This window comes from Paraburkholderia sp. GAS206C (assembly GCF_050435645.1).
In the GTDB taxonomy this organism is placed as follows: Bacteria; Pseudomonadota; Gammaproteobacteria; order Burkholderiales; family Burkholderiaceae; genus Paraburkholderia; species Paraburkholderia phenazinium_B.
Genome location: NZ_JBNDKR010000005.1, coordinates 225326 through 246344, shown reverse-complemented (window position 1 = coordinate 246344; position 21019 = coordinate 225326). Strand labels below are relative to the sequence as shown.

The window sequence follows — 21019 nt, the reverse complement described above, 5'->3', positions numbered from 1 at the left end:
CAGTGCTTGGCAGAGTACAGAATCCGGGTTCATCGGTAAAATCGATATAATCGATGTGTGTATCACCGAAACTTATAGTCGAGGACGAGGCGCAGATGCAATACGCTCAATTGCGGGCGTTTCACGCGGTCGCGGAGCACGGCGGGTTTTCGAAGGCCGCGCAGGCGTTGTCGCTGACGCAGCCGGCCATTTCCGATCACGTGCGGCGGCTCGAGCAGGATTTTGGGGTCAAGCTGTTCGATCGCGGGCCTCGTGGCGTCGAGCCGACCGAGCTTGGACGGCGCCTCTTCAGTGTGACGCGGCAAATGCTGAGTTGCGAGCGCGACGCTCGTCAATTGCTCGATTCCGCGGGCGGACTGGCTTCCGGCACGTTGTCGCTCGTGGCGGACGCGCCCGACCTCGCGGTCAAACTGATCGGCGCGTTTCGCAAGCAGTACCCTGGCATCGTGGTGACGCTGTCGATCGCGAACGCAGCCGAGTGCATGCAGCGCGTGCTATCGAGCGCGGTGGACGCGGCCATTACCGCCGCGCCGCAGGTCCACAGCCGGCTCGAATCGCGCATATTGCGGCGCGATCCACTGGTCGCGATGGTGCCCGCCACAAGTCCAATCGCGAAGAAGCGCAAGCTGACCTACGCTGAGTTCGTCAAGGAGCCTGTGATCTTCCGGGAAGCGCAATCGGTGACGCAGCAGTTGCTTGAGATCGAACTGGTGCGACAGTCGTTGCAGGTCGAACCGGTGATGTACGTGGACGGCCGAGAGGCGCTAGAGGAAGCGATCGCGCAGGGCATGGGCGTGGGCGTGATCGCGTCCGCGGAATTCAACGAATCGCGCCGCATCAGAATGATTCCGCTGCAGGACTGCCAGGTCGAGATGATCGAGTCGCTCACACGGCTTGCCGAGCGGCCCGCGTCGAACCTGCTGAATGCGTTGTTCAAGACCGAACTTGAGTAGCGCGGCGTGTCACATCGAATGGAAAATGTAATCTCGATGCGACTGCGTGGTCTGCTCAATTTGATGGCGTGCATGCTACGCGATTAGCGATTTGCGATGATCCGGCAACGCCGCGTCTGAAGCGCCGGAAGTTGACAATGTTTTACAGCTTTGCCCATTCTGAGATGCTATCGTCGTTGCGGATGGCGTGCGGCGAACTGCCATCAGCGAATTCATATCGACCTTCAACATATACGGTGATTGCCATGGGTATTCTGGATACGGTAGGTGAGATTGCAGGCGCAGTCGTGGCAGTAGAAGCAGCTGAAAAAGTCGATCCGGATGCGGGTCTGCTGACAAAAGGCATCGCAGCAGTCGCCGGCTTCAAAGGCGCTGGCGCGCTGGAGTCGCTCGCTGAGAAGAAAGAAGGCGAGGGCAGCGAGCAACAGGCGTCCGACACGGATGCGGACAGCGCCGCTCCGCAAGCCTGAGTTTGAGTTGAGTTGTTCCCAGACCGGTCGCTCGCTCGAGCGGATGGTCTGGCGCCTGATCGCGTCATGCCGCACAGTGATAGAGTTTCGTCTCCGATCTACCGTTTTGGATGGCGCAAAGCCAGTGCAGGTTGCGACCGGCTCGCCAGGGAGGAGACAGCATGTCCGTTCTAGGCTTCAGTCACTACAACCTTCGGGCCAGCCGCGCGGTACTCGATACCCTGCGCAATTTTTATATCGAGGTGGTGGGGTTGCAACCCGGCACCCGACCGCCGTTTCAGAACTTTGGATACTGGCTTTATATCGGCGACGAGGCCGTGCTGCACCTTTCCGAAGCCGACGCGGACGAAGTACGTCCTCCCAACGTGACCAACACGTTCGACCACGTCGCATTCACCTGCCGCGACCTGCGCGGGTTCGAAGCACATCTGACTGAACTGAAGATCCCATATCGGCAAGACGATGTGCCGTTAACCGGGCAGCGGCAGTTGTTCTTTAAGGATCCAGCGGGCAACGGGGTGGAATTGAACTTCGCGCAGAGCGATCTTTGAAATGCCGGCCATGGAAAATGCCTGGCAGTTCCAACTAAGAATCGATGTTTCCCCAGAGCTTGCGGCGAGCCTGCGCGGCGATCCCGCGAGCCAATCATACGCACTGCTTGGCGATGTTCTGCGCAAATACAACGCGTCGTTGAAGTGTCAGTTCGATGCGTTTGCTGACTACGTTAGTGAGGCCGAAAAACGCGGCGTCGAAAATTATCCACTCTATCTTTGGACCAAAGAGACCATCGAGAAGCCTGAGAAAAAGGCCCGCTATCTGCGATCCTTTACGCTCTACGTAGATGGAGAAGAGGTCTACAGCAAGGAGCGCGCCGATCCTATGCAGGCGGAACTCGACGCCCTTGTCGGCCTTGGCGGGATAGAGAGCGTGGTGAAGTTCGATACCAATCCGGCGAACAACCCGCAGCCGCCCGCGCGGTGACAAGGACGCGTCTGGTCCCGCATGGACCTGCCGTCCGGCACCCCATCGATGTTAAAAAAGCGGCGTCGTGCAACGCACGACGCCGCTAAAGGTTCTGGCGCTTTACGAGGGCTATACCAGAACCTGAGAGAACGGTTTAGAAGGTCGCCCAGTCCGCATCCGCCGTGGCGGCGCCTGCCGTGTCCGGGTGTTTGTCTGCAGTAGCGGGGCGATCATCTGCCAATCTTGCGGGCGTTGCCCGATGCCTGGTGACAACGCGTGAAGGCGCCGGGCGAGCCCTGGTTTGCGGAATCGTCCTGATCGGTGCGGATGTCCCGGTGTCGGTCAGCTTGAATGCCGAGACCGCATCCTTTAGCCTGTTAGCCTGCTCTTCGAGCGACTGGGCCGCCGCTGCCGCCTGTTCGACGAGCGCTGCATTCTGCTGGGTGACTTCGTCCATCTGGCCTACAGCCTGGTTCACCTGTTCGATACCGCGGCTTTGCTCTTCGGATGCGGCCGTGATCTCGCCGACAATGTCTGAAACCTGCTTGATCGCTTGCTTGACCTGTCCCATGGTCGTGCTGACTTCGGTCGCCTGCTTCGCGCCGTCCTGAATCATCGTGACGGATGAGCTGATCAGTTCCTTGATTTCCTTAGCTGCTGCGGCCGAGCGTTGAGCCAGACTACGCACTTCGCTGGCGACTACGGCAAAGCCCCGGCCCTGTTCGCCGGCGCGTGCAGCCTCGACGGCTGCGTTCAACGCCAGGATGTTGGTCTGGAATGCAATGCCTTCAATCACTCCGGTAATCTCGGAGATCTTGGTCGAACTGCTGCTGATCTGGCCGATGGTGCCGACCATTGTCTGCACAGAGTCGTTGCCGGTATCGGCCATGTCCGTGGCCCGGGTTGCCAGGGTGTTCGCCTGGCGTGCATTGTCCGCGTTCTGCTTTACCGTTTCGGTCAACTGCGTCATGCTCGCCGCCGTTTCTTCGAGCGACGCCGCCTGTTCTTCCGTGCGCGAAGAAAGATCGGTGTTGCCGCTCGCTATTTCGCGCGCCGCTACGCTGACCGATTCGGTGGACGTCTTGATTCCGCGTACGGTGTTGCTAAGATTCCGGTCCATTTTGCCGAGCGCGTCGAGAAGCTCACCGAATTCGCCGCGTGAGTCACTCTCGATGCGGTTGTCCAATAGCCCGTCGGCGATGTGGTTTGCTGCGTCGATCGCTTTTCGGAGAGGTCGCAAGATCACGCGCAACAGATAGACCGAAACGCCAATAGCAACGACGAGACCAATACCCACCAGGACGATGGCGATCGACAGCAATGTTCTATACAGCGACTCGCCGTCGTCGGAGTACTGCTTCGCTTCCTCTACGTTGATCTGCGAGTCATCCCTGAGCAGGCCGGCGACCGCATCGGCCGCGTCGGCGCTCCGGTTGATCACGTCGCCGGCGGCATCGAAGTTGCCTGCCTTGAAATCCGAAAGGGCTTCGTTGGTCTGCGCCTGCAAGTCCTTCAGGCCACTCGCGATCTGGTCTGCAACCGCACGTTCCTTGTCGCCGGATACGCCTGCCGGATAGTATGAGGACCACTGCTTGTCGATAATGGCCAGATCGGCCTCGACGCTCGTGGCGTTTTTCGCTACATTTTCAGGCGACCTGGCCACCTGCATGCGCCGAAGCTTGGCGCGGATATCCAGCTCCGCGGCGCGCACATCCGAAAGCTGGGCGATCGGGAGCACGGCGGTGGAGAAGGTATCACTCATGTTCGAGTTCAATCTGGCCAGTCCGTTTGCGCCGGACAAGCCGACCGCGATATTCACGGCGACGCATGCGCCAAGCGACACGATGATCTTGAACCTGATGGTATGGACGAACTTGTTCACTTCATTTCCTGTAAGAAATCACTTCGAATTCCGCAGCGTTTCATTCGACATTAAGGCGTCTGCTGATCCAGCAAGTCTCTACAGGTATACGGTTTCAAATGATCGAAGCTAAAGGGCTTTTCGCGTCAGGCGTTGCTGGAATTCTTGTAGGGATTTTCCGCCTAAGGATTTCCTTACCTTCGGTTCAGCGTCCCCGTCGCGCAATTTCCACGCTTCCTGACTGCGCCGGTCGGGCCCACCGCCTAGTATCAGTTATCGAAAACCAATCAGTGGTGGCGACCATGATTTCTCGCCTGTCCGAACGTGAAAATGCGATTGAGCATATCAACGCGATTTGCCTGCGCCTGTTTGATATCTGGTGCCAGCGTCGAAGCACGACCGCGCTGACTTATCTGCTGCACTGCTGGCCGCTCATGGATAGCCGGCCTGCGACAGTCCGGCGTCTCCACAAGACGCTATCGGAATTGCGCAGGACGCACCTTGAAACGATCGACGCCGAGACTGAGCAGGCGCTGTTCGAACTGGCAGACTGGACAGACGAAATTCTGCAGGACGCCCCATTGCCGGATCGCAGCCTGCCATTGGCTAACAGGGAACTCGTGCACGCAATCTCGGGTTAAGGTCAAGCTGACCGGACATATTCCGCCGGCTGGCGGATCAAATTGATGATAAAAATATTGATTGCGGATGACCACGCGATTGTGCGCGGGGGATTGAAACAGATTATCGCTACCACCGACGATATCGTCGTGACCGGAGAAGCGGCGCAAGGCTCTGAAGTGGTCGACAAGCTGCGCATCTGCGAAGTAGATCTGCTGCTGCTGGACATGACGATGCCAGGCATCAGCGGCGTCGATCTGATCCGGCGGGTGCGCGTCGAGCAACCTGCGTTGCCGGTGCTGGTGCTGAGCATCCACAACGAGGCGCAGGTCGTATCGCGTGCTCTGCGTGCCGGTGCGACGGGCTATGTGACGAAAGACAGCGACCCCGATGTGCTGCTTGCCGCGATTCGCAAGCTGGCTGCGGGTGGTCGTTTTATCGACCCGAAGCTGGTCGACGCGATCATCTTCGAGACGCACTCGGGCGATGCGCCGCCGCATGAGGTTCTGTCCGACCGCGAATTTCAGGTGCTGCAGATGCTGGCCGCAGGCACAAGCATCAACGAGATTGCCGAGACCCTCGCGCTGAGCGCGAAAACCATCAGCACGCACAAGATGCGGCTCATGCAAAAGCTCGGTCTCGCCAACAATGCGGAATTGATTCTTTATACGGTCAGACACGGACTCGCTGCTGAATAAGCGGGTTCGCGCGTAGCGCGCGGCACGGGGTGTGCGTTTCGTGGAGCCGGTACTCAAGGGTAGCAATGCGCCCTAAGCCGGCACCTCCGCCATATCCCGGTGTTTCTCGCGAAGAATGGTCAAGCAACAGAATTCAATCGGGCCACCTCCACTGGCCGTGAAGGGCCGGGCATGAAACGGCTCGTGGATATCCCACAGTACCGACTGGTCGAGCGCTTGCGTCGCAGCGTTGCGCTGCGGCTGTATGTCGTCGCCTTCGCGTTTGGCTGCATCGTGACCGTGAGTTCGACTGCGCCACAGTTGTATCGTGATCACCGCACTGGCGTCGAGTTCGCGCGCGCGGCGGCGAAACTCTTCGCGATCCAGGGTGCCGGCATCTTTTCGGTGGCGTTGCTGGTGGCCTGCGCGGCGGATCGACTTATCGTGCGGCATCTGCGCGTAATTGCGCGAGCGGCCCGCAGCGGAGACTATCGCGAAGCGCCACGCCCGCGCCCGCTCGCGCTTGCACGCCGCCGCACCACGACGCTCGACGAACTCGACCGTGTCGTGTTGGCCCTCAACGCATTGAGCACGCACCTGTATTGCTCGCATCTGATCCGCGATGAACTTGAGGCGCGCGTAGCTCAACTCGCCACACAACTTGCTCGGGCAAAGGATGATCTGAACGCACAGACGGATGAGCGCGTGCGTACCAGGGCGAATCAACAGGAACTGCTCGAGTCGCGTGAGAAATTACGTGAGTTCGGTGCGTACATGGAAGCGACGCGCGAAGACGAGAGAAAACGCATTGCCCTGGAAATCCACGACGAGTTGGGGCAACTGCTGACGGCGCTAAAGATGGACGTGTCGTTGCTGAAGATGCGTTTGAGCGCACCGGATCTGCTTGAGAAAGTGGCCGACATGCACGTGCTCGTCGACCGGACGATCTGGATGGTGCGCAACGTCGCCAATCATTTGCGCCCTGCCGCACTCAATTTCGGTCTTGCCTCGGCACTCGAATGGCTTGCCGAAGATTTCGCGCGGCGCAACACGATACCGTGTCTGTTTCGTATGAACGGCAGCGAGCCGGTGCTTCCCGAAGCGCATGCAACCGCAGTGTTTCGCGTCGTTCAGGAATCGCTCACTAACGTGGGCCGCCATGCCCGGGCTTCGCACGTCCATGTCACGCTCACGCGCACCGAACGTGGCTTCGATCTGCACGTCAACGATGACGGCTGCGGATTCGAGCCGGAGACGGCGCGCAACGGCTATTCGTATGGACTTTTGAGCATGAGCGAACGTGCCCGTCTGATTGGGGCTTCATTGCGGATCGACAGCGCGCCGGGTGCGGGCACCACGGTGTCGGTGAACGTTCCACTCCACGTTGGAAGGCTCACGTGACCGGCAGAATATCAAATACGCATATTGTTAAATCGAAGTAGGCATTTCCTGATTTGCAGTAAGGATATCCCGAATCATATTTCCGCTTATATGAGGATTTCCCAATTTAACTCGTAAAATTCGCCATATTGCATATTATTGGCTTAAGAGTTGTACTGGTTCGTCGTAAACATGATCGTGGAGTCAGGGCCTGCCAGAGGGCTTGGCATATGGGATCGACCGGGTAGGGCCATTTTGCATTGCAGCCTTCCCGATAGGCAATTGGGATATGCGGTAAAAAATACCGAAATCATTGATTCGATTATGTAACAGTTGAATCGATTTTGCCGGTGAACGTATGTTTTATAGAAACAGTTTCATCTTGATGGGGAATCAGCAGCATGCAAGACAGACGAGAGATCGATCCAGCTTCGCCCGGAGATAACGGGCTGGTCGAGCCCACGCAGGGGCAGCAAGGCGACGACGAGTTGATTGATCTGCTTGCCACCTTGTCCAAAACCAACGGCAACGCGGTGATCCAGCAAGGCGCACGGATTGCGGTGATCGGCGAATTGCTGGCGGCGTTGCTGAGTCATCTGCCCCAAACGATGCGTAACGAAGTCGACAAGTCATTCCGTGACAGGGTCGAATTCCTGTTGTCGCTGGCCGACGATAGCCGTTTGCCGGAACAGTATCAGTCGGCGCTGCTCACCGAAGTCAATCGCTACCTGTATGCAAGTAAATAGCGTGCAGCGTCCAGCTGCATGGCTTTCTCATCTCCCGTCTAATTGACACTCCCCTCGAAGCTTCTGCGTGCGCGTTAGGCGATATGGCACGGCGCTCCCCCGCGCAAAGCTTGCGTGGAGTGTGCCGACTGAAGACTCGAAGATTCCGTGTTTTTCTCGACGAATGGGGCGACACCGCGCGCAAGTGCAAGTTCGCCGATCCGTTTCCAGAGTGGTCACACTGAAGAGGAACAGATTGATATCCTGTGCGGATGACCGCACCCTTTCCCAATCTGCACCTCCCTGCGACGGCGCGCCTCCAGCTCCGTCCGCTCGACGTTTCCGACACACAGCGCATCTTTGAAATCTGGTCCGATCCGGAAGTGATGCGCTTCTACGACGTGGCGCCGCTGACCCGCTTCGAACAGGCCGAGCACGTGGTGGCGAGGCTCATGCAGGACACGGCTGAACAAACGGGCATCCGCTGGGCGATCGTGTCCACGAACGGCGGATGCGTCATCGGGACCTGCGGATTCCGGCTCAACTTCGCGTTCCGATCGGCAAGTCTCGGCTTCGAACTGGAGCGCCGGTACTGGCGTCAGGGCTTGATGCGCGAAGCGCTCGATGCCGCAATCACCTACGCCTACGATCAGCTCGCGATGAACCGCATTCAGGCGACAACGGACCTGGACAATCACGCGTCAGCGGGGCTGCTGGCAAGCCTGGGGTTTGTCGAAGAAGGCGTAATGCGGCAATGGGGCTACTGGAAAGACGCGTTTCACGACGTGCGTCTGCTGTCGCTAATCAAGTCGGATCGTCGCGAGTGCTGCCAGCCGGCGCAGACCTCTGCCAACGGCGGGTGACCGGCTGACCGCTCAGCCGCCTGAGCGGACCGGCACCTAGGCTTGCGGGACTTATCAACCCCGGCTCGCGCCAGAAAACGCATTATTTTCTGCCCGCCACAATATCCCCGCTCCCCAGTCGTCTACAGACGTATGGAAACGCCGCCGCCCCCGGACCCGATGCTCGAACGAGACAACGACCTCACTGCAACCATTTTGCGTGAGCGTACGCGGCTTGGGCATTTCATCCGGCGCCGGGTGCATGATCCGAGCGACGCGGAAGACATCTTGCAGGACGTCTTTCATGAGTTCGTGCAGGCCTACCGGCTGCCCGCGCCGATCGAACAGGCCAGCGCCTGGCTGTTCCGCGTGGCGCGCAACCGCATCATCGACGTGTTTCGCAAGAGGCGGGAACTGCCGTTGGTCGAAGCCGCGGCAGAGCCGGATGACGAAAGCGAATACCGGCTCGACCTTGCGCTGCCGTCACAGGATGCCGGCCCGGAGGCGGCCTATGCGCGGTCGGTGCTGCTCGATGCGCTACAAGCCGCGCTCGACGAACTGCCGGCCAATCAGCGCGACGTTTTTGTCGCGCACGAGCTCGAAGGGCGCAGCTTCAAGGAACTGGCTGGCGAGAGCGGCGTCAGCGTGAACACGCTGCTCGCACGCAAGCGTTATGCGGTGCTGCATCTGCGTGCCAGCCTGCAAGCCGTGTATGACGAACTGGAAATTTAAAGGAGCAGGTGATGAGATTCAAAGTGAGATGCTTCGGCAAAGCACTGCTGGCCCTGGTGGCGATCGCGGTGCTTGGATGGATCGTAATGTCGCTATGGAATTGGGTGATCCCGGCGATATTCGTCGGCGGCCGTTCGATTGATTTTCTGCACGCGATAGGTTTGCTGGTGCTGAGCCGCATCCTGTTCGGCGGATTCCGCGGCCGCGGCGGCTGGCACGGCGGTGGACGCGGACATTGGCGCCGCTGGGAGCGCATGACGCCGGAGGAACGCGAGAATTTCCTCAAGGGCTTCTCGCCCCGGGACCGCAGGGCGCAGTCGCAGGAGGACAACCCATCGTGAGCAAGACATCGACAGCTGCCGCCTGCAAGCAGGCACCGGGTGTGATTGCGCCGGTGGTCGACTTCAGGCGTTGCGAAGGGAAGGGCGATTGCGCGGTGGTTTGCCCTGAGAACGTGTTCGAGATTCGTAAGATCGACGCTGAAGATTACAATCAGTTAGGTATGTTGAATAAATTCAAGCTGCGGGTGCACGGTCTGAAGGTCGCTTATACGCCGAATGCGGATGCATGCCGTTCCTGCGGGTTGTGCGTGACGGCTTGCCCGGAGCGGGCTATTACATTGGCGCGGGTGAAGTGACGTGAATTGTGACATTCGCAACCTGCACCGCCCGCCAGCATCCCCGCACGACAAACGCTATGCTATGCGTTTCGCCCAACCGAGGACCGCTCGATGACACATTCACCAGGATCCATGATTACCTTCCGCCGTCCCGATGGAAAGGATGTTGAAGGTTATCTCGCCAAGCCGCAGAACCCCGTAGGCGCTCCCGCCATTGTTGTGATTCAGGAATGGTGGGGCTTGAACGACCAGATTCGCGGCGTGGCCGACCGCCTTGCGCAAGCCGGCTATCTGGCGCTCGTTCCCGATCTCTACCGCGGCAAGATGACGGTCGAGAAGGAAGAAGCGCACCATTTGATGAGCGGCCTCGACTTCGGCGACGCCGCTTCCCAGGATATTCGCGGCGCCGTTGAATACCTGAAGCAACACGCGGACCGTGTGGCCGTCACCGGCTTTTGCATGGGCGGCGCGCTGACGCTGCTGGCGCTCGGCCAGATTCCCGAATTGTCCGCCGGGGTGGTGTGGTACGGCTGCCCGCCGCTCGACTACATCCAGGCTGACAACATCAAGGTGCCGGTGCAAGCGCACTGGGCTACGCAAGACGCGTTTTTCCCGCCTGATGCGGTCGAGGCGGTCGAAGCCAAGCTGCGCAACGCGAAAGTCGATCTCGAGTCGTACCATTACCAGGCCCACCACGCGTTCGCCAACGAGACGGCGGTCGGACCCGGCCGTATCGCGGAGACCCAGTACGATCCGGTCTGGGCTCAACTGGCCTGGGACCGCGCTCTGACTTTCTTTGGCCGCACGCTATGGCCGCAGAAGGCTTAAGCTAGTCCAACTTTCGGCGGCGGCGAGCCGCAGCATTCTTCAGCACGCTCGCCGCAGCATTGAACGCCTTCCGTCCTCCCCCTGTCTCACTGTTGCGCTGACCCGCAATCCGGCGCATTGCGTCTTCTTGGCGCATCGGCATCCCCGGCAAGAACTGCGGCGCGCCAGACTTCTGCCGGGAATCGTTCGGAAAAAGATTCCCTGCAAAAGCGGCAAGTGACGACTAACGTACTACGGTACGACCGCGCAGAATCCCCGTTTTCGCATGTGAGCTTCGTTGCCTCGTAACGCAGCGCATGCAGCGGCGGTTCTGCTTCACAACTGCTTGAACGGCCGCGGCAGCAGCCAGCGCGGTATCGCAACGTAAGGAGTGAGAGATGCAGCTAGGCATGATTGGATTGGGGCGCATGGGCGCCGACATGGTGCGGCGTCTGACCGCCGGTGGTCAGACCTGCGTGGTCTACGACGTAGCGCCGGCGGCGGTGGAGAAACTCAAGCAGAGTGGCAGCGGCATCGAGGGAGCCTCGTCCCTCGAAGATCTGGTCAAGCAACTGGCGAAGCCACGCGCCGTCTGGCTGATGGTGCCGGCCGCGGTGGTCGATTCGACGCTGGCGAAACTGACGCCCTTGCTCGAGCCGGGCGACATCGTGATCGACGGCGGCAACTCGTTCTATCACGACGACATTCGCCGCGGCAACGAACTCGGTAGCAAGAAGCTTCACTATGTGGACGTCGGAACGAGCGGCGGCGTGTTCGGCCGCGAGCGCGGCTATTGCCTGATGATCGGTGGCGAGACGCCGATCGTCGAACACCTCGCGCCGATTTTCTCGACGCTGGCGCCGGGACCGGGCGCGGCCGTCCCGACACCCGGACGTCCCAAGGACGCGGGTACGGCGGATCAGGGCTATCTGCATTGCGGGCCGCAAGGCGCCGGCCACTTCGTCAAGATGGTTCACAACGGCATCGAATACGGGATCATGGCGGCTTACGCGGAGGGCTTGAACATCCTCCACAACGCCAACGCCGGCAAAAAGACTGCGGAAATCGATGCGGAAACCTCGCCGCTGCACGGCCCGGAGTTCTATCAGTACGACCTGAATTTGCCGGAAATCACGGAGGTCTGGCGCCGCGGCAGCGTGATCGGCTCATGGTTGCTCGATCTGACCGCTGCATCGCTGGTCGGCGACGCAGGCCTTGAACAGTACTCTGGGCGCGTGTCGGACTCGGGCGAGGGGCGTTGGACCGTTAACGCGGCGATCGACGAAGGCGTGCCGGTGCCCGTGCTGAGCGCGGCCCTGTTCGCCCGCTTCAGCTCGCGCGGCGAGGCGGATTTCGCTAACCGTGTGCTGTCGGCAATGCGGCACGATTTCGGCGGCCATATGGAAAAGGCGGCCGCCAAGACCGGCAAGCCGATCGCGTAAGAAACCGGCGCCCGCCGCGAGGCCAGCAGGCCTGCGCGGCGGCGCCGACGGGTCGGTCGCGTTTTGCAGGATACAATTCGGCAGCGCCCAAATTGTCCCAAACCGACCTGATCCATTCATGCTGAATCCTACCCGGACCTATCTCCTGGGTCCGCTGCTAAAGGGCGTTTCTCGCTCCTTTTACCTCACGCTGCGTATCTTGCCTGCTGGAATGCGCGACCCAATCGGCCTCGCGTATCTGCTCGCGCGCGCCGCCGATACGATCGCGGACACCTCGCTGATTCCGCCGGAGCAACGTCTGGAGCTGCTGCTGTCGCTGCGCGCTCAGGTCAACGGCGCGGCTGACGAAGGCACGTTTTTGCAACGGATGTCCGTCGAAGTGGCGGGCCAGCAGACGCAATCGGATGAGAAGGTGTTGCTCGAATCGCTCGGACCGGCGCTCGCCATCCTGTTGCAGTTGAACGAGTCGGATCGCGCGGCCGTACGCGAGATTGTCTCGACGCTAACGGAAGGCATGGAGTTCGACCTGCGCACGTTCCCGGACGAGCGTTCCGGCCAGATTGTCGCGCTTGAGCATGTGTCGGAGCTGGATCGTTACACCTATCTGGTCGCGGGCTGCGTGGGCGAGTTCTGGACCCGGATGACATACGCGCACCTGCCGGGGACGCTTAAAGCCGAGCCCGCAACGATGCTCGCACGCGGAGTCCGGTTTGGCAAAGCGCTGCAGATGACCAACGTGCTGCGCGATTGCGGCAAGGATCTGCGGATCGGCCGCTGCTACCTTCCCACCGAAATGCTGGATCGCTTCGGCCTCGCGCCGCAGGACCTGCTGGAGCCCGGCAATTCGGTCCGCGCGCAACCGTTGCTATTCGAACTCGTGCGGATGTCATTGGCACACTTCCGCGAGGCCGTCGACTACACGCTGGCGATCCCGCGCCTGTCCATTCGCTTGCGCCTGGCGTGTCTGTGGCCGGTGCTGATCGGTCTGGAGACGTTGCTCCTGCTGGTTCAAAACGAGGCGTGGCTCGATCCGGCGAAGGTCTCCAAGATCCAGCGCAGCAAGGTGTATGAGGTGATCGGATATTCCACGGCGCTAGCGGCCTCGAATACCGCGCTGCGCCGCTGGACTGGGAGCCTGATTGAGCGGATCGAGGCGCGCCTGTAAAGCTGACAAGGCCAAACCGGCCTTTGCAGAAAATCACGTTTTCCGGTCGAGCGTGCGCGCTCGCGCGGTGGCATGATATCGACCTCACGTCCCCTTCCATACGCCTGCGCCGAACATGTCGAACCTGATCGTTCATGGCGGTCTCCCGCTCCGCGGCGAGATCGAGCCATCCGCCAACAAAAATGCCGTCCTGCCGATTCTCTGTGCCACGCTGCTGACCAATCAGCCCTTGCGTTTGATCGGCGTCCCCGAGATTACCGACGTCAAGAAGATCCTCGAGATTTTCCGCACGCTCGGCAGCGAAGTGTCGATGGATTTCCAGACCGGCGTTCTCGAGCTGCATCATCACGCCACCACGTTCGATCCCGTCACGCACAAGCTGCCGGAGGAGATGCGTTCGTCGATCATGCTCGTGCCGCCCTTGCTGGCCCGTTTCGGCGTGGCGCGTCTCGAGAATGACGTGAAGGGTTGTACGCTCGGCGTGCGCGAGATCGATCCGCACGTCGAGGTGTTCGAGCGCTTCGGCGCGCGGGTGACGCGCACGGCCGAGTCGCTGATCGTGCGTGCCGACTCGCAGATGAGCGCGAATCACCACTGGCTGGATTACGCGTCGGTCACCACCACCGAGAACTTCGTGCTGTGTGCCGCGTCGGCAAGCGGCACGTCGACGCTCGTGAATGCCGCGTCCGAGCCGCACGTGCAGGAGTTTTGCCGTTTCCTCGCGATGCTGGGCGTCGAGATTGACGGCATCGGCACATCGCGCCTGAGCGTTTCGGGCGGCGGCAAACTGGGCGGCGGCGAATTCCGCTTCAGCGAGGATTTCCACGAAATTGCCACGTTTCTGGCACTGGGCGCGATCACCGGCGGCGACATCGTAGTCAGGAATACCGCGCCCGAGCAGTTTCCGCTGATCGATCGGACATTCGCCAAGTTCGGCGTCGATGTAGTGCATCGTGACGGCTGGTCGCGTGCATTCCGTGAGGGTCCGTTGCGGGTGCGTCGGCCGTTCACACAGAACATTCTCACCAAGGTCGAAGCGGCGCCCTGGCCTTATCTGCCCGTGGATCTGCTGCCCATTTTCATCGCGCTCGGCGTCAAGGCCGAAGGCAGTGCGATGTTCTGGAACAAGGTCTATGACGGCGCAATGGGTTGGTCCGTCGAGCTTTCCAAGTTCGGCGCACACGTGTTCCTGTCAGACCCGCACCGCCTCATCACGTTTGGTGGGCTGCCTTTGACGCCGGCCAGGGTCGAAAGTCCGTACATCATTCGTGTCGCCATCGCACTGTTGATGGTCGCGGCGAGTATCGAGGGGCGCTCGGAAATCATGAACGCGTTGCCGATTCGGCGCGCGCATCCGCACTTCGTGGAAAACCTGCGCTCGGTGGGCGCAAACGTGGAGTGGACCAGCAGCGAGTAAGTACGCCGCTACTGTGCTGAGGGCCACTGGCCGACAATCACCGCCGCATATCGTCACGCCCGGCTCGGCGCCGATTTCACTGCACGGCGTAACCCTTTCCCTGCATACAGCCGGCGTAGGCGCGCCAGTAGCGCGTCATTGGCGGCTCGGGCGGTGGCATTGGCGGCGGCTTAACCTCCGCCGCGGTTTGCGGGTCGCTGGCACCGCCTAATTGCGGGACGCCGTTCTTGTCGGTTTTCGGCATCGGTTCGCTCGCCTGCGCCGTGGTGGCCGGCGCGCCGCTGGCCGGCATCGCAGTGGCCGGCATGCCGGTAGCCGGCGAAGCGCCTGTGGTTGTCGCACTGGCCGACGCGAGGGATGTTCCGCTAGCAGGCAGCGGCGGTTGCGATACCACGCCGCCTCCGCCTATTCCGGGGGCGCCGGACGCGAGCTTGGGCGGCATTGCAGATTGCGCTTGCCGCGTGATGTTGATGTTGGTTTGACGGCTGGCCATGCCGTAGCACGTGGCGGCGTCGGCGTTCTGCTGCCAGGGGCTCTGGCTGCGAATCGGATAAACCACCGGCTGCCACGCCGAGGCGGCACCGCTCAGCGTGAGCAGCGTCAGGCCCATGATGGATAGGGTGATTTTCATCGCGGAGCCTCCTGGTGCGGTCTCGCTGCAATCCGTGTCTGGATCCACTGCCCCAAGGGGCGTGTTGCGACGTGGACCCATCCCCCTATGCGGCTCGCGCTCGACCGGCGATAGATTTCAATCGAGCGTAACACCGTGCCCTGAAGGCACGCGCTGCGAAATATCGGCTCTGTCGGCCATTCTGAAGCTCAATTAGGGCAGGGTGATCCCTCGCGTGGGTAGGGTTCATTGGGACGGCACGGCTGGCCGTTCAGCCCTTATTGCTTCGCGCCAACCGGTTCGAGCGCGACCGACAGCGCGAGACGTCCGGTTTCCACGCCCATCGTATTGCGCATGGGCGGCGCACGGAACGATTCGAGCTGGGCGCGCTGCGCAGCTGTGCCGATGTCGAGTTGCGTCAGCAACTGTGCCACCACGGCGTAAAGCACAGTCGTATTCCCGTCTTCGACTTTGACGGCGATTCCCAATGCGCCCTTGGCGCCAAGCCGCGCCGTCTGCTCGTTCGGCCGCACGCCGATGGCGTAGCTTGCCTCGGCGCCGAGCTTGCCGACCAGCGCCCCATCGAAGCTGCGCATGAGCGCGGTACAAAAACGTCCTTCGCCCGCGACCATTTCCGGGTACCGGGTCATCGCGCGGTAGATGCGCGCAAGCGCCGCGCTGCGCGCAGATGCTTCAGACGATTGAGCCGCCGCGTCGGCGAGCTTTGCGTAAAGCCGTGCGAGACGCTCGAGCGGGAAAGCGGGCGTGGGCAGATTGCAGCCGTCGACAGCCCACTGGACCGCCTCGTCGGGCAGATCGCAGACGTCGGCGACGGTGTGCTTCACGCGAAGCTGCAGCGGATGATCGGCCTTGTGATAGTCCCGCACGTCCGCGCCGATCGCCTGCGCGCCCGCGAGCATGCCGGCGTGCTTGCCGGAGCAGTTGCTGCATACCGCACCCGGCGTGAAATCGCGCTTGATCCACGACCGGTAAACGGCGTCGGATATAGGCGGATGGCCACCGCAGCGCAGGTCGGCTTCGCTCGCATTGGCTTTCGCAATCATCTGCCGTGCACGTTCAATATGCCGGTCCTCGCTATTGTGCGAGCCGCACATCAGCGCGAGGTCGGCCTCCTCGAAGCCGAAGCGTTCGAGCGCGCCGGTTTCGAGTACCGCCAACGCCTGCGCGGGCTTGGCTGCGGAACGCGCCAGCGTCATGCGCGAAGGGTCGCCAAATCCGTAGAGCAGACCGCCCCGCGCATCGACCACCGCCACATGTGCAACATGCGTGTTTTCGATCGCGTCGCCACGGTAAGTCGTAGCCGCAACCGGCCCATTTACGCGCCCAGTCATTGATGTGCTCCTGATGATCATCGGAATGCAGCCGATTTTACTTTTTATATTGCGCAGACCAAACCGGACCGCGGCTTGAGGCGGAAATTCGCCATGTCATTAGCATGTCAGCAAATGGACGTAACAATGCCAGCGTGGCGTTGCAGTCTTCGTGGGATACCCGATAATGGCGCGCGGATCGTACGATCAATCCGGGGTGACTTGCCGCAGATGTAGATGGCCTAATCCGACAGGCCGGCAAGAATGCGGTCGATTTCGCCGAATTGTGCCGGCGACAATTGATGATTCTCCATGACGCTGCGCAGGCGCTTGCGCCAGTAAGCGCGCGGCAACCCGGACTGGTCGAGGTCGGACGCCGACAAGCGCCCAAGCACGAGTTTGATATGCGCGAGTTCGCTGTGGACGAGTTTCGCGGAGTGTGCGCCTGACATTTTCGACTGCCCGTCGATGCACAAGCCTTCTTCAGAGACTATTCCCATGGTCCTTGCCGCCGAGCTGTGTGACGCCGCGCAAAAAATCCCCGGAGCGCGGCGCCTCTCGAATTCGGCCTCCTGTCGCTATTTTTGTGGCGAGGCGAGCCGCGAATCCGGAGCGCCAGATGCTGACCGATTAATCGTTCGGCACTACCGAACCACGTTCGGCAATAAGTTCATCTTAATTTCCGATTTAGTGACTGTCAATATGAGATGTGGGATGCTACCGGGTAGCTTCATCAACGGAATCAAAACAGAAAATGACAGATGCAGTTCAAACTGCTGAGGACCGATACGCGCTACGCAGTGTCAATCGCGCGCTCGATGTCCTGGAGGCCTTGGGGAAGGCCGCCAGCGAAGGTATGACAGTCGCTGGGGTCGCCGAACAGATCGGGGTGTCGAAGAGTACGGCGTTCGCGCTGCTGCAGACACTCCTGATGCGCAATTTCGTGACCGACGTCCGCCTCGGGGGCTCGCGCCGCTACCGGTTGGGGCTTTCGCTCGTCTATCTCGGCGATCGCGCGGCGGAAGATATCGGCGTGTCGCAACTGGCCATGCCGGTGCTGCGTGAGCTCACCGAACTGACTGGACTGACGTCACGCCTCGCGATCCTCGATCAGGGCTACGCGGTCGCGATCAACCGCGTCGACGCGCCCGGCATTCTGCGGATCGCGTCGGCGCTTGGGCAACGCGAATTGCCGCATTGCTCGGCGCTTGGCAAATCGCTGATGGCCCTGCTGCCGCCGGCAAGGGTGGTCAAACTGCTGGCGCAAACCGGCATGCCGCGCCGCACCGAATACACCCTCGTGACACCCGCCGAACTGATGAGCGACCTGATGCTGGTCGCCGAGCGCGGCTATGCCTTCGATAACGAAGAGGACAACATTGGTGTGGTGTGCATCGGCGCGGCCATTACCAATCGCGAAGGCGAGGGCGTCGCCGCGATCAGCGTGACCACGCTGAAAAGCGGTTTGAGCGATGAGGATCTGCATGAGCTGGGTCGGACGATCCGCAGACATGCAGACCGCGTAAGCAAGATGCTGGGTGCCGAGGTGGATCCGGAAGTCTACGCGGTGTAAATAACCAGGCCACGACATCGAGCGTATTGCCCGGAGCGCGATACCGCAATCAGGTGTGGGAGGGTTGCGCGCGTCAGGCTTCGGCACGAAGGAACCTCATGCTGACAGAATTTCTTGCCCTGTTCGACTTGCACGGCGTGGGCGACTACCTGCCCGCGTTGCTAAAAGGCGCCGCCACCAGTCTGGCGCTGACTGTTTGCATCACGTTGATCAGCTTGCCACTCGGACTGCTGATCGCACTCGCCAAACTTGGCCGCTCGCGGCTGCTGCGGTGGTGTGCTTCGATCTATATCGAAGTGATTCGCGGAACGCCCGCGCTGCTGCAACTTTTCTATATCTACTTCGTTCTGCCGTCGTTCGGTATTCGCTTCGATCCGTTCGTGGCCGGAGTCATCGGGCTGTCGATCAACTATTCGGCTTATCTGGCCGAGGTGTATCGCGCCGGCATCGCTGCGGTTCCGCGTGGCCAGATCGAAGCCGCCAAAGCGCTCGGCATGTCGCGCCGCAAGATGCTGCGTCTGATCGTGCTACCTCAGGCCATCCGCGTGGTGATTCCGCCGCTCGGCAACTACGGCATTTCGCTGTTCAAGGACACCTCGCTGGTATCGATTGTCACCGTCAAGGAATTGATCTTTACGGGGCAAATCATTTCGTCGACGAATTTCCAGTACGCCACGGTGTTCACCATCATTGGCGCGATTTATCTGGCGTTCTCTTACCCCAGCGCGCTGGCGGTGCGCTGGCTCGAACGGCGCATGAATGTCGGTAACAAGGCGAAGCCCATAGATCATGGCGCTCCTGATGCCACGGTGGGTACGCCATGATCCGTCTTGACGGTGTGAACAAGCGCTTCGGCGACCACCATGCGCTGAAGGACGTATCGCTTAGCGTCGCGAAGGGTGAGGTGCTGTGTGTCGTCGGACCGTCGGGGTCGGGCAAGTCGACGATGCTCCGCTGCATCAACCATCTGGAAACCGTCGACAGCGGCACGATCTATTTCGATGAAGCACCCGTTTACCAAGGCCTCAGTAACGGCCGCCGTCGTGCCGATAGCGACAGGGAGGTTGAAGCGATTCGGGCCAAGGTCGGCATGGTGTTTCAATCGTTCAATCTGTTCTCGCATCTGAGCGTGATCGAAAATATTACGGTTGCGCCCGTTCATGTACTGGGTCGTTCGTTATCCGATGCAACGCAATCCGCGTATGCGCTGCTGGACAAGGTCGGCCTGCGCGCGAAAGCGAGTGCCTATCCGCACGAGTTGAGCGGCGGCCAGCAGCAACGCGTGGCGATTGCGCGTGCGCTCGCCATGCAGCCTGAAGTCATGTTGTTCGATGAAGTCACGTCCGCTCTCGATCCCGAACTGGTGGGCGAGGTCTTGCGCGTGATGCGCACGCTTGCCGACGAAGGCATGACGATGGTCGTTGTCACTCATGAAATGGGATTCGCGCGTGAGGTAGCCGACCGGATCGTCTTCATGGCCGATGGACGGATCGTTGAAGAGGGGCACCCTGCAGCGTTCTTTGCGGCGCCTCAGCAAGCACGCACCCGGGATTTTCTGCGTTCGTTGTGGGAACGGAACCGGCAACTTGGTGGAACAGCCAGCCTGTAGCACTCCAAACTTAAGACCAACGATTCAGGAGTTTTCCATGAGAATGGCGACGCTGCTGCTTGCATCGATCGTGACAGGGTTGCTGTCTGTCTCCACAGTCTGGGCCGCCGATGAAGCAGCGGTCAGCAGCGCGCGTTTCGATGGCGGCGACGGCTCTTACCGGCGTGCCGTCGAGAATGGCATTACCCTGGTTATTGCAGCCGACCCCCCGTCGACGTTCCAGGACAACAAGACCAATAGCTTCGACGGTGCGGACGTGCGCATCTTCCGCGAAATCACCAAACGCCTCGGGATCACCAAGGTGAACTGGGATATCGTGCCCTTCGACGCGCTGATTCCCACCTTGCTGTCCGGGCGGGGCGATGTGATCGTCGATAACCTGCATGAGACGGAAGCGCGGTTACGCGTCGTTGCGTTCACGAGTCCGGCCTACTGGTACGGCTCGGGCATCGCAGTCGCGCGTGGCAATCCCCTGAAGATCCACAATTGGGCCGACTTCGCAGGCCATACCGTGGGCACGCTGCGCGGCGGCATCAACCACGAACTGCTCAGCCAGCGTACCGATCTGAAGGAAATGAAACTGTATGCAAGCAACGAGGCGGAATTCGCTGACCTGATGGCGGGACGCATCGACGTGGCGATGGAAGATGGCATCAAGATCTCACAGTTCCTTGAGGCGCATCCCACCGTCGCGATGGAGATGGTGCACGACTACCAGCCGCGTCCCAAGGAATATGGCTACGCTCGTTACACGCTGCGCAAGAACGACGTGGATCTGAACAATGCGGTCTCGCGGGCGCTCGATGAAATCCGCGCAGACGGCACGCTGGGAACGATCATCAGACAGTTCGGCTATAGCGACCGCAATCTCTGGTACTTCCCGGTCAAGAACTGAACCGCAAGGGGGCGGCAATCCGCCGCCGCCCGCAAAAAACCGGCTGTCCCGAACCAGGACGTACAATCACGCCTTCGCAAAACGTCCAGCTCTCGCCGGGCGCCGCGCGGCGTATGCCGTTCCTTGAATTGAAACCAGAAATATTCGTGACTTCTTCCTCAAACTCCTCGTTGTCCCGCTCGCGTAAATCGCTGACCATCATCCAGACGCTCGTCATCGTCGGCACGGCTGGACTGATCGGCTCCTTGCTGGTCAAACTGCTGGTCTAGTTTTGCCAAAGCACGAAGTGAAAAGGCAAAAGGCCGTTCCGACTCATATCGGAACGGC

24 protein-coding genes and 1 pseudogene are annotated in these 21019 nt (G+C 60.7%); 21 read left to right on the top strand and 4 right to left on the bottom strand.

The window, feature by feature from the left end:
- The first annotated feature begins 95 nt into the window (after nucleotides 1-95).
- The 4 genes from P3T20_RS15865 (at nucleotide 96) to P3T20_RS15850 (ending at nucleotide 2404) form a co-directional block, all read left to right on the top strand.
- Nucleotides 96-953, top strand: a complete 858-nt coding sequence (locus tag P3T20_RS15865; RefSeq protein WP_429287293.1) for a LysR substrate-binding domain-containing protein — start codon at nucleotides 96-98, stop codon at nucleotides 951-953.
- A 245-nt stretch (nucleotides 954-1198) separates the two neighbouring features.
- The gene (locus tag P3T20_RS15860; RefSeq protein ID WP_074269277.1) at nucleotides 1199-1423 is read left to right on the top strand and encodes a hypothetical protein; all 225 of its coding nucleotides are present in this window, start codon (nucleotides 1199-1201) and stop codon (nucleotides 1421-1423) included.
- Between the two features lie 161 nt (nucleotides 1424-1584).
- Nucleotides 1585-1974, top strand: a complete 390-nt coding sequence (locus tag P3T20_RS15855; protein WP_074267093.1) for a VOC family protein — start codon at nucleotides 1585-1587, stop codon at nucleotides 1972-1974.
- A gap of 10 nt (nucleotides 1975-1984) precedes the next feature.
- Nucleotides 1985-2404 (top strand): hypothetical protein, encoded by a 420-nt coding sequence (locus tag P3T20_RS15850; RefSeq protein WP_429287451.1) that lies wholly within the window; start codon nucleotides 1985-1987, stop codon nucleotides 2402-2404.
- Between the two features lie 136 nt (nucleotides 2405-2540).
- On the opposite strand, the gene P3T20_RS15845 is transcribed toward P3T20_RS15850, so the two are convergent.
- On the bottom strand, nucleotides 2541-4268 hold the full coding sequence (locus tag P3T20_RS15845) for a methyl-accepting chemotaxis protein (protein ID WP_429287292.1): 1728 nt from the start codon (nucleotides 4266-4268) through the stop codon (nucleotides 2541-2543).
- Between the two features lie 98 nt (nucleotides 4269-4366).
- On the opposite strand from P3T20_RS15845, the gene P3T20_RS15840 reads away from it, so the two are divergent.
- The 12 genes and pseudogenes from P3T20_RS15840 to P3T20_RS15785 all read left to right on the top strand — a co-directional run bounded on the left by P3T20_RS15840 (nucleotide 4367) and on the right by P3T20_RS15785 (nucleotide 14674).
- A complete protein-coding gene (locus tag P3T20_RS15840; protein ID WP_429287291.1) occupies nucleotides 4367-4888 on the top strand; it encodes a hypothetical protein in 522 nt (173 codons plus the stop codon).
- Nucleotides 4889-4933: 45 nt separating this feature from the next.
- Nucleotides 4934-5566 carry a response regulator gene (locus P3T20_RS15835; RefSeq protein WP_429287290.1) on the top strand — a complete coding sequence of 211 codons (633 nt, stop codon included), beginning with the start codon at nucleotides 4934-4936 and terminating at the stop codon, nucleotides 5564-5566.
- Nucleotides 5567-6268: 702 nt separating this feature from the next.
- Nucleotides 6269-6946 (top strand): annotated as a pseudogene (locus P3T20_RS15830) (sensor histidine kinase); the annotation flags it as partial.
- Between the two features lie 380 nt (nucleotides 6947-7326).
- On the top strand, nucleotides 7327-7671 hold the full coding sequence (locus tag P3T20_RS15825) for a hypothetical protein (RefSeq protein ID WP_074267096.1): 345 nt from the start codon (nucleotides 7327-7329) through the stop codon (nucleotides 7669-7671).
- A 251-nt stretch (nucleotides 7672-7922) separates the two neighbouring features.
- Nucleotides 7923-8513, top strand: coding sequence for a GNAT family N-acetyltransferase (locus P3T20_RS15820; protein ID WP_429287289.1), 591 nt, complete (start codon nucleotides 7923-7925; stop codon nucleotides 8511-8513).
- A 132-nt stretch (nucleotides 8514-8645) separates the two neighbouring features.
- Nucleotides 8646-9224 carry an RNA polymerase sigma factor gene (locus P3T20_RS15815; RefSeq protein WP_429287288.1) on the top strand — a complete coding sequence of 193 codons (579 nt, stop codon included), beginning with the start codon at nucleotides 8646-8648 and terminating at the stop codon, nucleotides 9222-9224.
- 11 nt (nucleotides 9225-9235) lie between these two features.
- Nucleotides 9236-9565 (top strand): hypothetical protein, encoded by a 330-nt coding sequence (locus P3T20_RS15810; protein ID WP_074267099.1) that lies wholly within the window; start codon nucleotides 9236-9238, stop codon nucleotides 9563-9565.
- Entirely contained in the window at nucleotides 9562-9861 is a 300-nt protein-coding gene (locus P3T20_RS15805; protein ID WP_429287287.1) for a 4Fe-4S dicluster domain-containing protein, read from the top strand. The genes P3T20_RS15810 and P3T20_RS15805 overlap by 4 nt, the downstream gene beginning before the upstream one ends.
- Before the next feature lie 93 nt (nucleotides 9862-9954).
- Nucleotides 9955-10671 carry a dienelactone hydrolase family protein gene (locus P3T20_RS15800; protein WP_074267101.1) on the top strand — a complete coding sequence of 239 codons (717 nt, stop codon included), beginning with the start codon at nucleotides 9955-9957 and terminating at the stop codon, nucleotides 10669-10671.
- Between the two features lie 377 nt (nucleotides 10672-11048).
- On the top strand, nucleotides 11049-12092 hold the full coding sequence (gene gnd / locus P3T20_RS15795; RefSeq protein ID WP_074267102.1) for a phosphogluconate dehydrogenase (NAD(+)-dependent, decarboxylating): 1044 nt from the start codon (nucleotides 11049-11051) through the stop codon (nucleotides 12090-12092).
- A 118-nt stretch (nucleotides 12093-12210) separates the two neighbouring features.
- On the top strand, nucleotides 12211-13257 hold the full coding sequence (locus P3T20_RS15790; protein WP_429287286.1) for a phytoene/squalene synthase family protein: 1047 nt from the start codon (nucleotides 12211-12213) through the stop codon (nucleotides 13255-13257).
- 115 nt (nucleotides 13258-13372) lie between these two features.
- A complete protein-coding gene (locus P3T20_RS15785) occupies nucleotides 13373-14674 on the top strand; it encodes a UDP-N-acetylglucosamine 1-carboxyvinyltransferase (protein WP_429287285.1) in 1302 nt (433 codons plus the stop codon).
- Between the two features lie 76 nt (nucleotides 14675-14750).
- Here the strand turns inward: P3T20_RS15785 and P3T20_RS15780 are convergent, their stop codons facing one another.
- From P3T20_RS15780 to P3T20_RS15770, 3 genes are all read right to left on the bottom strand, one after another.
- Nucleotides 14751-15305 carry a hypothetical protein gene (locus P3T20_RS15780; RefSeq protein ID WP_429287284.1) on the bottom strand — a complete coding sequence of 185 codons (555 nt, stop codon included), beginning with the start codon at nucleotides 15303-15305 and terminating at the stop codon, nucleotides 14751-14753.
- Between the two features lie 257 nt (nucleotides 15306-15562).
- Entirely contained in the window at nucleotides 15563-16636 is a 1074-nt protein-coding gene (locus P3T20_RS15775) for an asparaginase (protein WP_429287283.1), read from the bottom strand.
- Nucleotides 16637-16857: 221 nt separating this feature from the next.
- A complete protein-coding gene (locus P3T20_RS15770) occupies nucleotides 16858-17115 on the bottom strand; it encodes a hypothetical protein (protein ID WP_143787652.1) in 258 nt (85 codons plus the stop codon).
- Between the two features lie 254 nt (nucleotides 17116-17369).
- On the opposite strand from P3T20_RS15770, the gene P3T20_RS15765 reads away from it, so the two are divergent.
- The 5 genes from P3T20_RS15765 to P3T20_RS15745 all read left to right on the top strand — a co-directional run bounded on the left by P3T20_RS15765 (nucleotide 17370) and on the right by P3T20_RS15745 (nucleotide 20961).
- The gene (locus P3T20_RS15765) at nucleotides 17370-18188 is read left to right on the top strand and encodes an IclR family transcriptional regulator (protein ID WP_074267108.1); all 819 of its coding nucleotides are present in this window, start codon (nucleotides 17370-17372) and stop codon (nucleotides 18186-18188) included.
- A gap of 98 nt (nucleotides 18189-18286) precedes the next feature.
- Complete coding sequence (gene ehuD, locus P3T20_RS15760) at nucleotides 18287-19012, top strand: ectoine/hydroxyectoine ABC transporter permease subunit EhuD (protein WP_429287282.1); 726 nt, start codon at nucleotides 18287-18289, stop codon at nucleotides 19010-19012.
- Nucleotides 19009-19797 carry an amino acid ABC transporter ATP-binding protein gene (locus tag P3T20_RS15755; RefSeq protein WP_429287281.1) on the top strand — a complete coding sequence of 263 codons (789 nt, stop codon included), beginning with the start codon at nucleotides 19009-19011 and terminating at the stop codon, nucleotides 19795-19797. The genes ehuD and P3T20_RS15755 overlap by 4 nt, the downstream gene beginning before the upstream one ends.
- 37 nt (nucleotides 19798-19834) lie before the next feature.
- Nucleotides 19835-20692: a substrate-binding periplasmic protein gene (locus P3T20_RS15750; RefSeq protein WP_429287280.1), complete on the top strand. Its 858-nt coding sequence runs from the start codon at nucleotides 19835-19837 to the stop codon at nucleotides 20690-20692.
- 146 nt (nucleotides 20693-20838) lie between these two features.
- Nucleotides 20839-20961, top strand: coding sequence for a hypothetical protein (locus P3T20_RS15745; protein WP_302050863.1), 123 nt, complete (start codon nucleotides 20839-20841; stop codon nucleotides 20959-20961).
- The last annotated feature ends 58 nt before the right edge of the window (nucleotides 20962-21019 follow it).

Bases quoted from the DNA above. Each gene is read 5' to 3' on its own strand.
- P3T20_RS15865 (WP_429287293.1), top strand. From the start codon at position 96: ATGCAATACGCTCAATTGCGGGCGTTTCACGCGGTCGCGGAGCACGGC.
- P3T20_RS15860 (WP_074269277.1), top strand. From the start codon at position 1,199: ATGGGTATTCTGGATACGGTAGGTGAGATTGCAGGCGCAGTCGTGGCA.
- P3T20_RS15855 (WP_074267093.1), top strand. From the start codon at position 1,585: ATGTCCGTTCTAGGCTTCAGTCACTACAACCTTCGGGCCAGCCGCGCG.
- P3T20_RS15850 (WP_429287451.1), top strand. From the start codon at position 1,985: ATGGAAAATGCCTGGCAGTTCCAACTAAGAATCGATGTTTCCCCAGAG.
- P3T20_RS15840 (WP_429287291.1), top strand. From the start codon at position 4,367: ATGATCGAAGCTAAAGGGCTTTTCGCGTCAGGCGTTGCTGGAATTCTT.
- P3T20_RS15835 (WP_429287290.1), top strand. From the start codon at position 4,934: ATGATAAAAATATTGATTGCGGATGACCACGCGATTGTGCGCGGGGGA.
- P3T20_RS15825 (WP_074267096.1), top strand. From the start codon at position 7,327: ATGCAAGACAGACGAGAGATCGATCCAGCTTCGCCCGGAGATAACGGG.
- P3T20_RS15820 (WP_429287289.1), top strand. From the start codon at position 7,923: ATGACCGCACCCTTTCCCAATCTGCACCTCCCTGCGACGGCGCGCCTC.
- P3T20_RS15815 (WP_429287288.1), top strand. From the start codon at position 8,646: ATGGAAACGCCGCCGCCCCCGGACCCGATGCTCGAACGAGACAACGAC.
- P3T20_RS15810 (WP_074267099.1), top strand. From the start codon at position 9,236: ATGAGATTCAAAGTGAGATGCTTCGGCAAAGCACTGCTGGCCCTGGTG.
- P3T20_RS15800 (WP_074267101.1), top strand. From the start codon at position 9,955: ATGACACATTCACCAGGATCCATGATTACCTTCCGCCGTCCCGATGGA.
- gnd (WP_074267102.1), top strand. From the start codon at position 11,049: ATGCAGCTAGGCATGATTGGATTGGGGCGCATGGGCGCCGACATGGTG.
- P3T20_RS15790 (WP_429287286.1), top strand. From the start codon at position 12,211: ATGCTGAATCCTACCCGGACCTATCTCCTGGGTCCGCTGCTAAAGGGC.
- P3T20_RS15785 (WP_429287285.1), top strand. From the start codon at position 13,373: ATGTCGAACCTGATCGTTCATGGCGGTCTCCCGCTCCGCGGCGAGATC.
- P3T20_RS15780 (WP_429287284.1), bottom strand. From the start codon at position 15,305: ATGAAAATCACCCTATCCATCATGGGCCTGACGCTGCTCACGCTGAGC.
- P3T20_RS15775 (WP_429287283.1), bottom strand. From the start codon at position 16,636: ATGACTGGGCGCGTAAATGGGCCGGTTGCGGCTACGACTTACCGTGGC.
- P3T20_RS15770 (WP_143787652.1), bottom strand. From the start codon at position 17,115: ATGGGAATAGTCTCTGAAGAAGGCTTGTGCATCGACGGGCAGTCGAAA.
- P3T20_RS15765 (WP_074267108.1), top strand. From the start codon at position 17,370: ATGACAGATGCAGTTCAAACTGCTGAGGACCGATACGCGCTACGCAGT.
- ehuD (WP_429287282.1), top strand. From the start codon at position 18,287: ATGCTGACAGAATTTCTTGCCCTGTTCGACTTGCACGGCGTGGGCGAC.
- P3T20_RS15755 (WP_429287281.1), top strand. From the start codon at position 19,009: ATGATCCGTCTTGACGGTGTGAACAAGCGCTTCGGCGACCACCATGCG.
- P3T20_RS15750 (WP_429287280.1), top strand. From the start codon at position 19,835: ATGAGAATGGCGACGCTGCTGCTTGCATCGATCGTGACAGGGTTGCTG.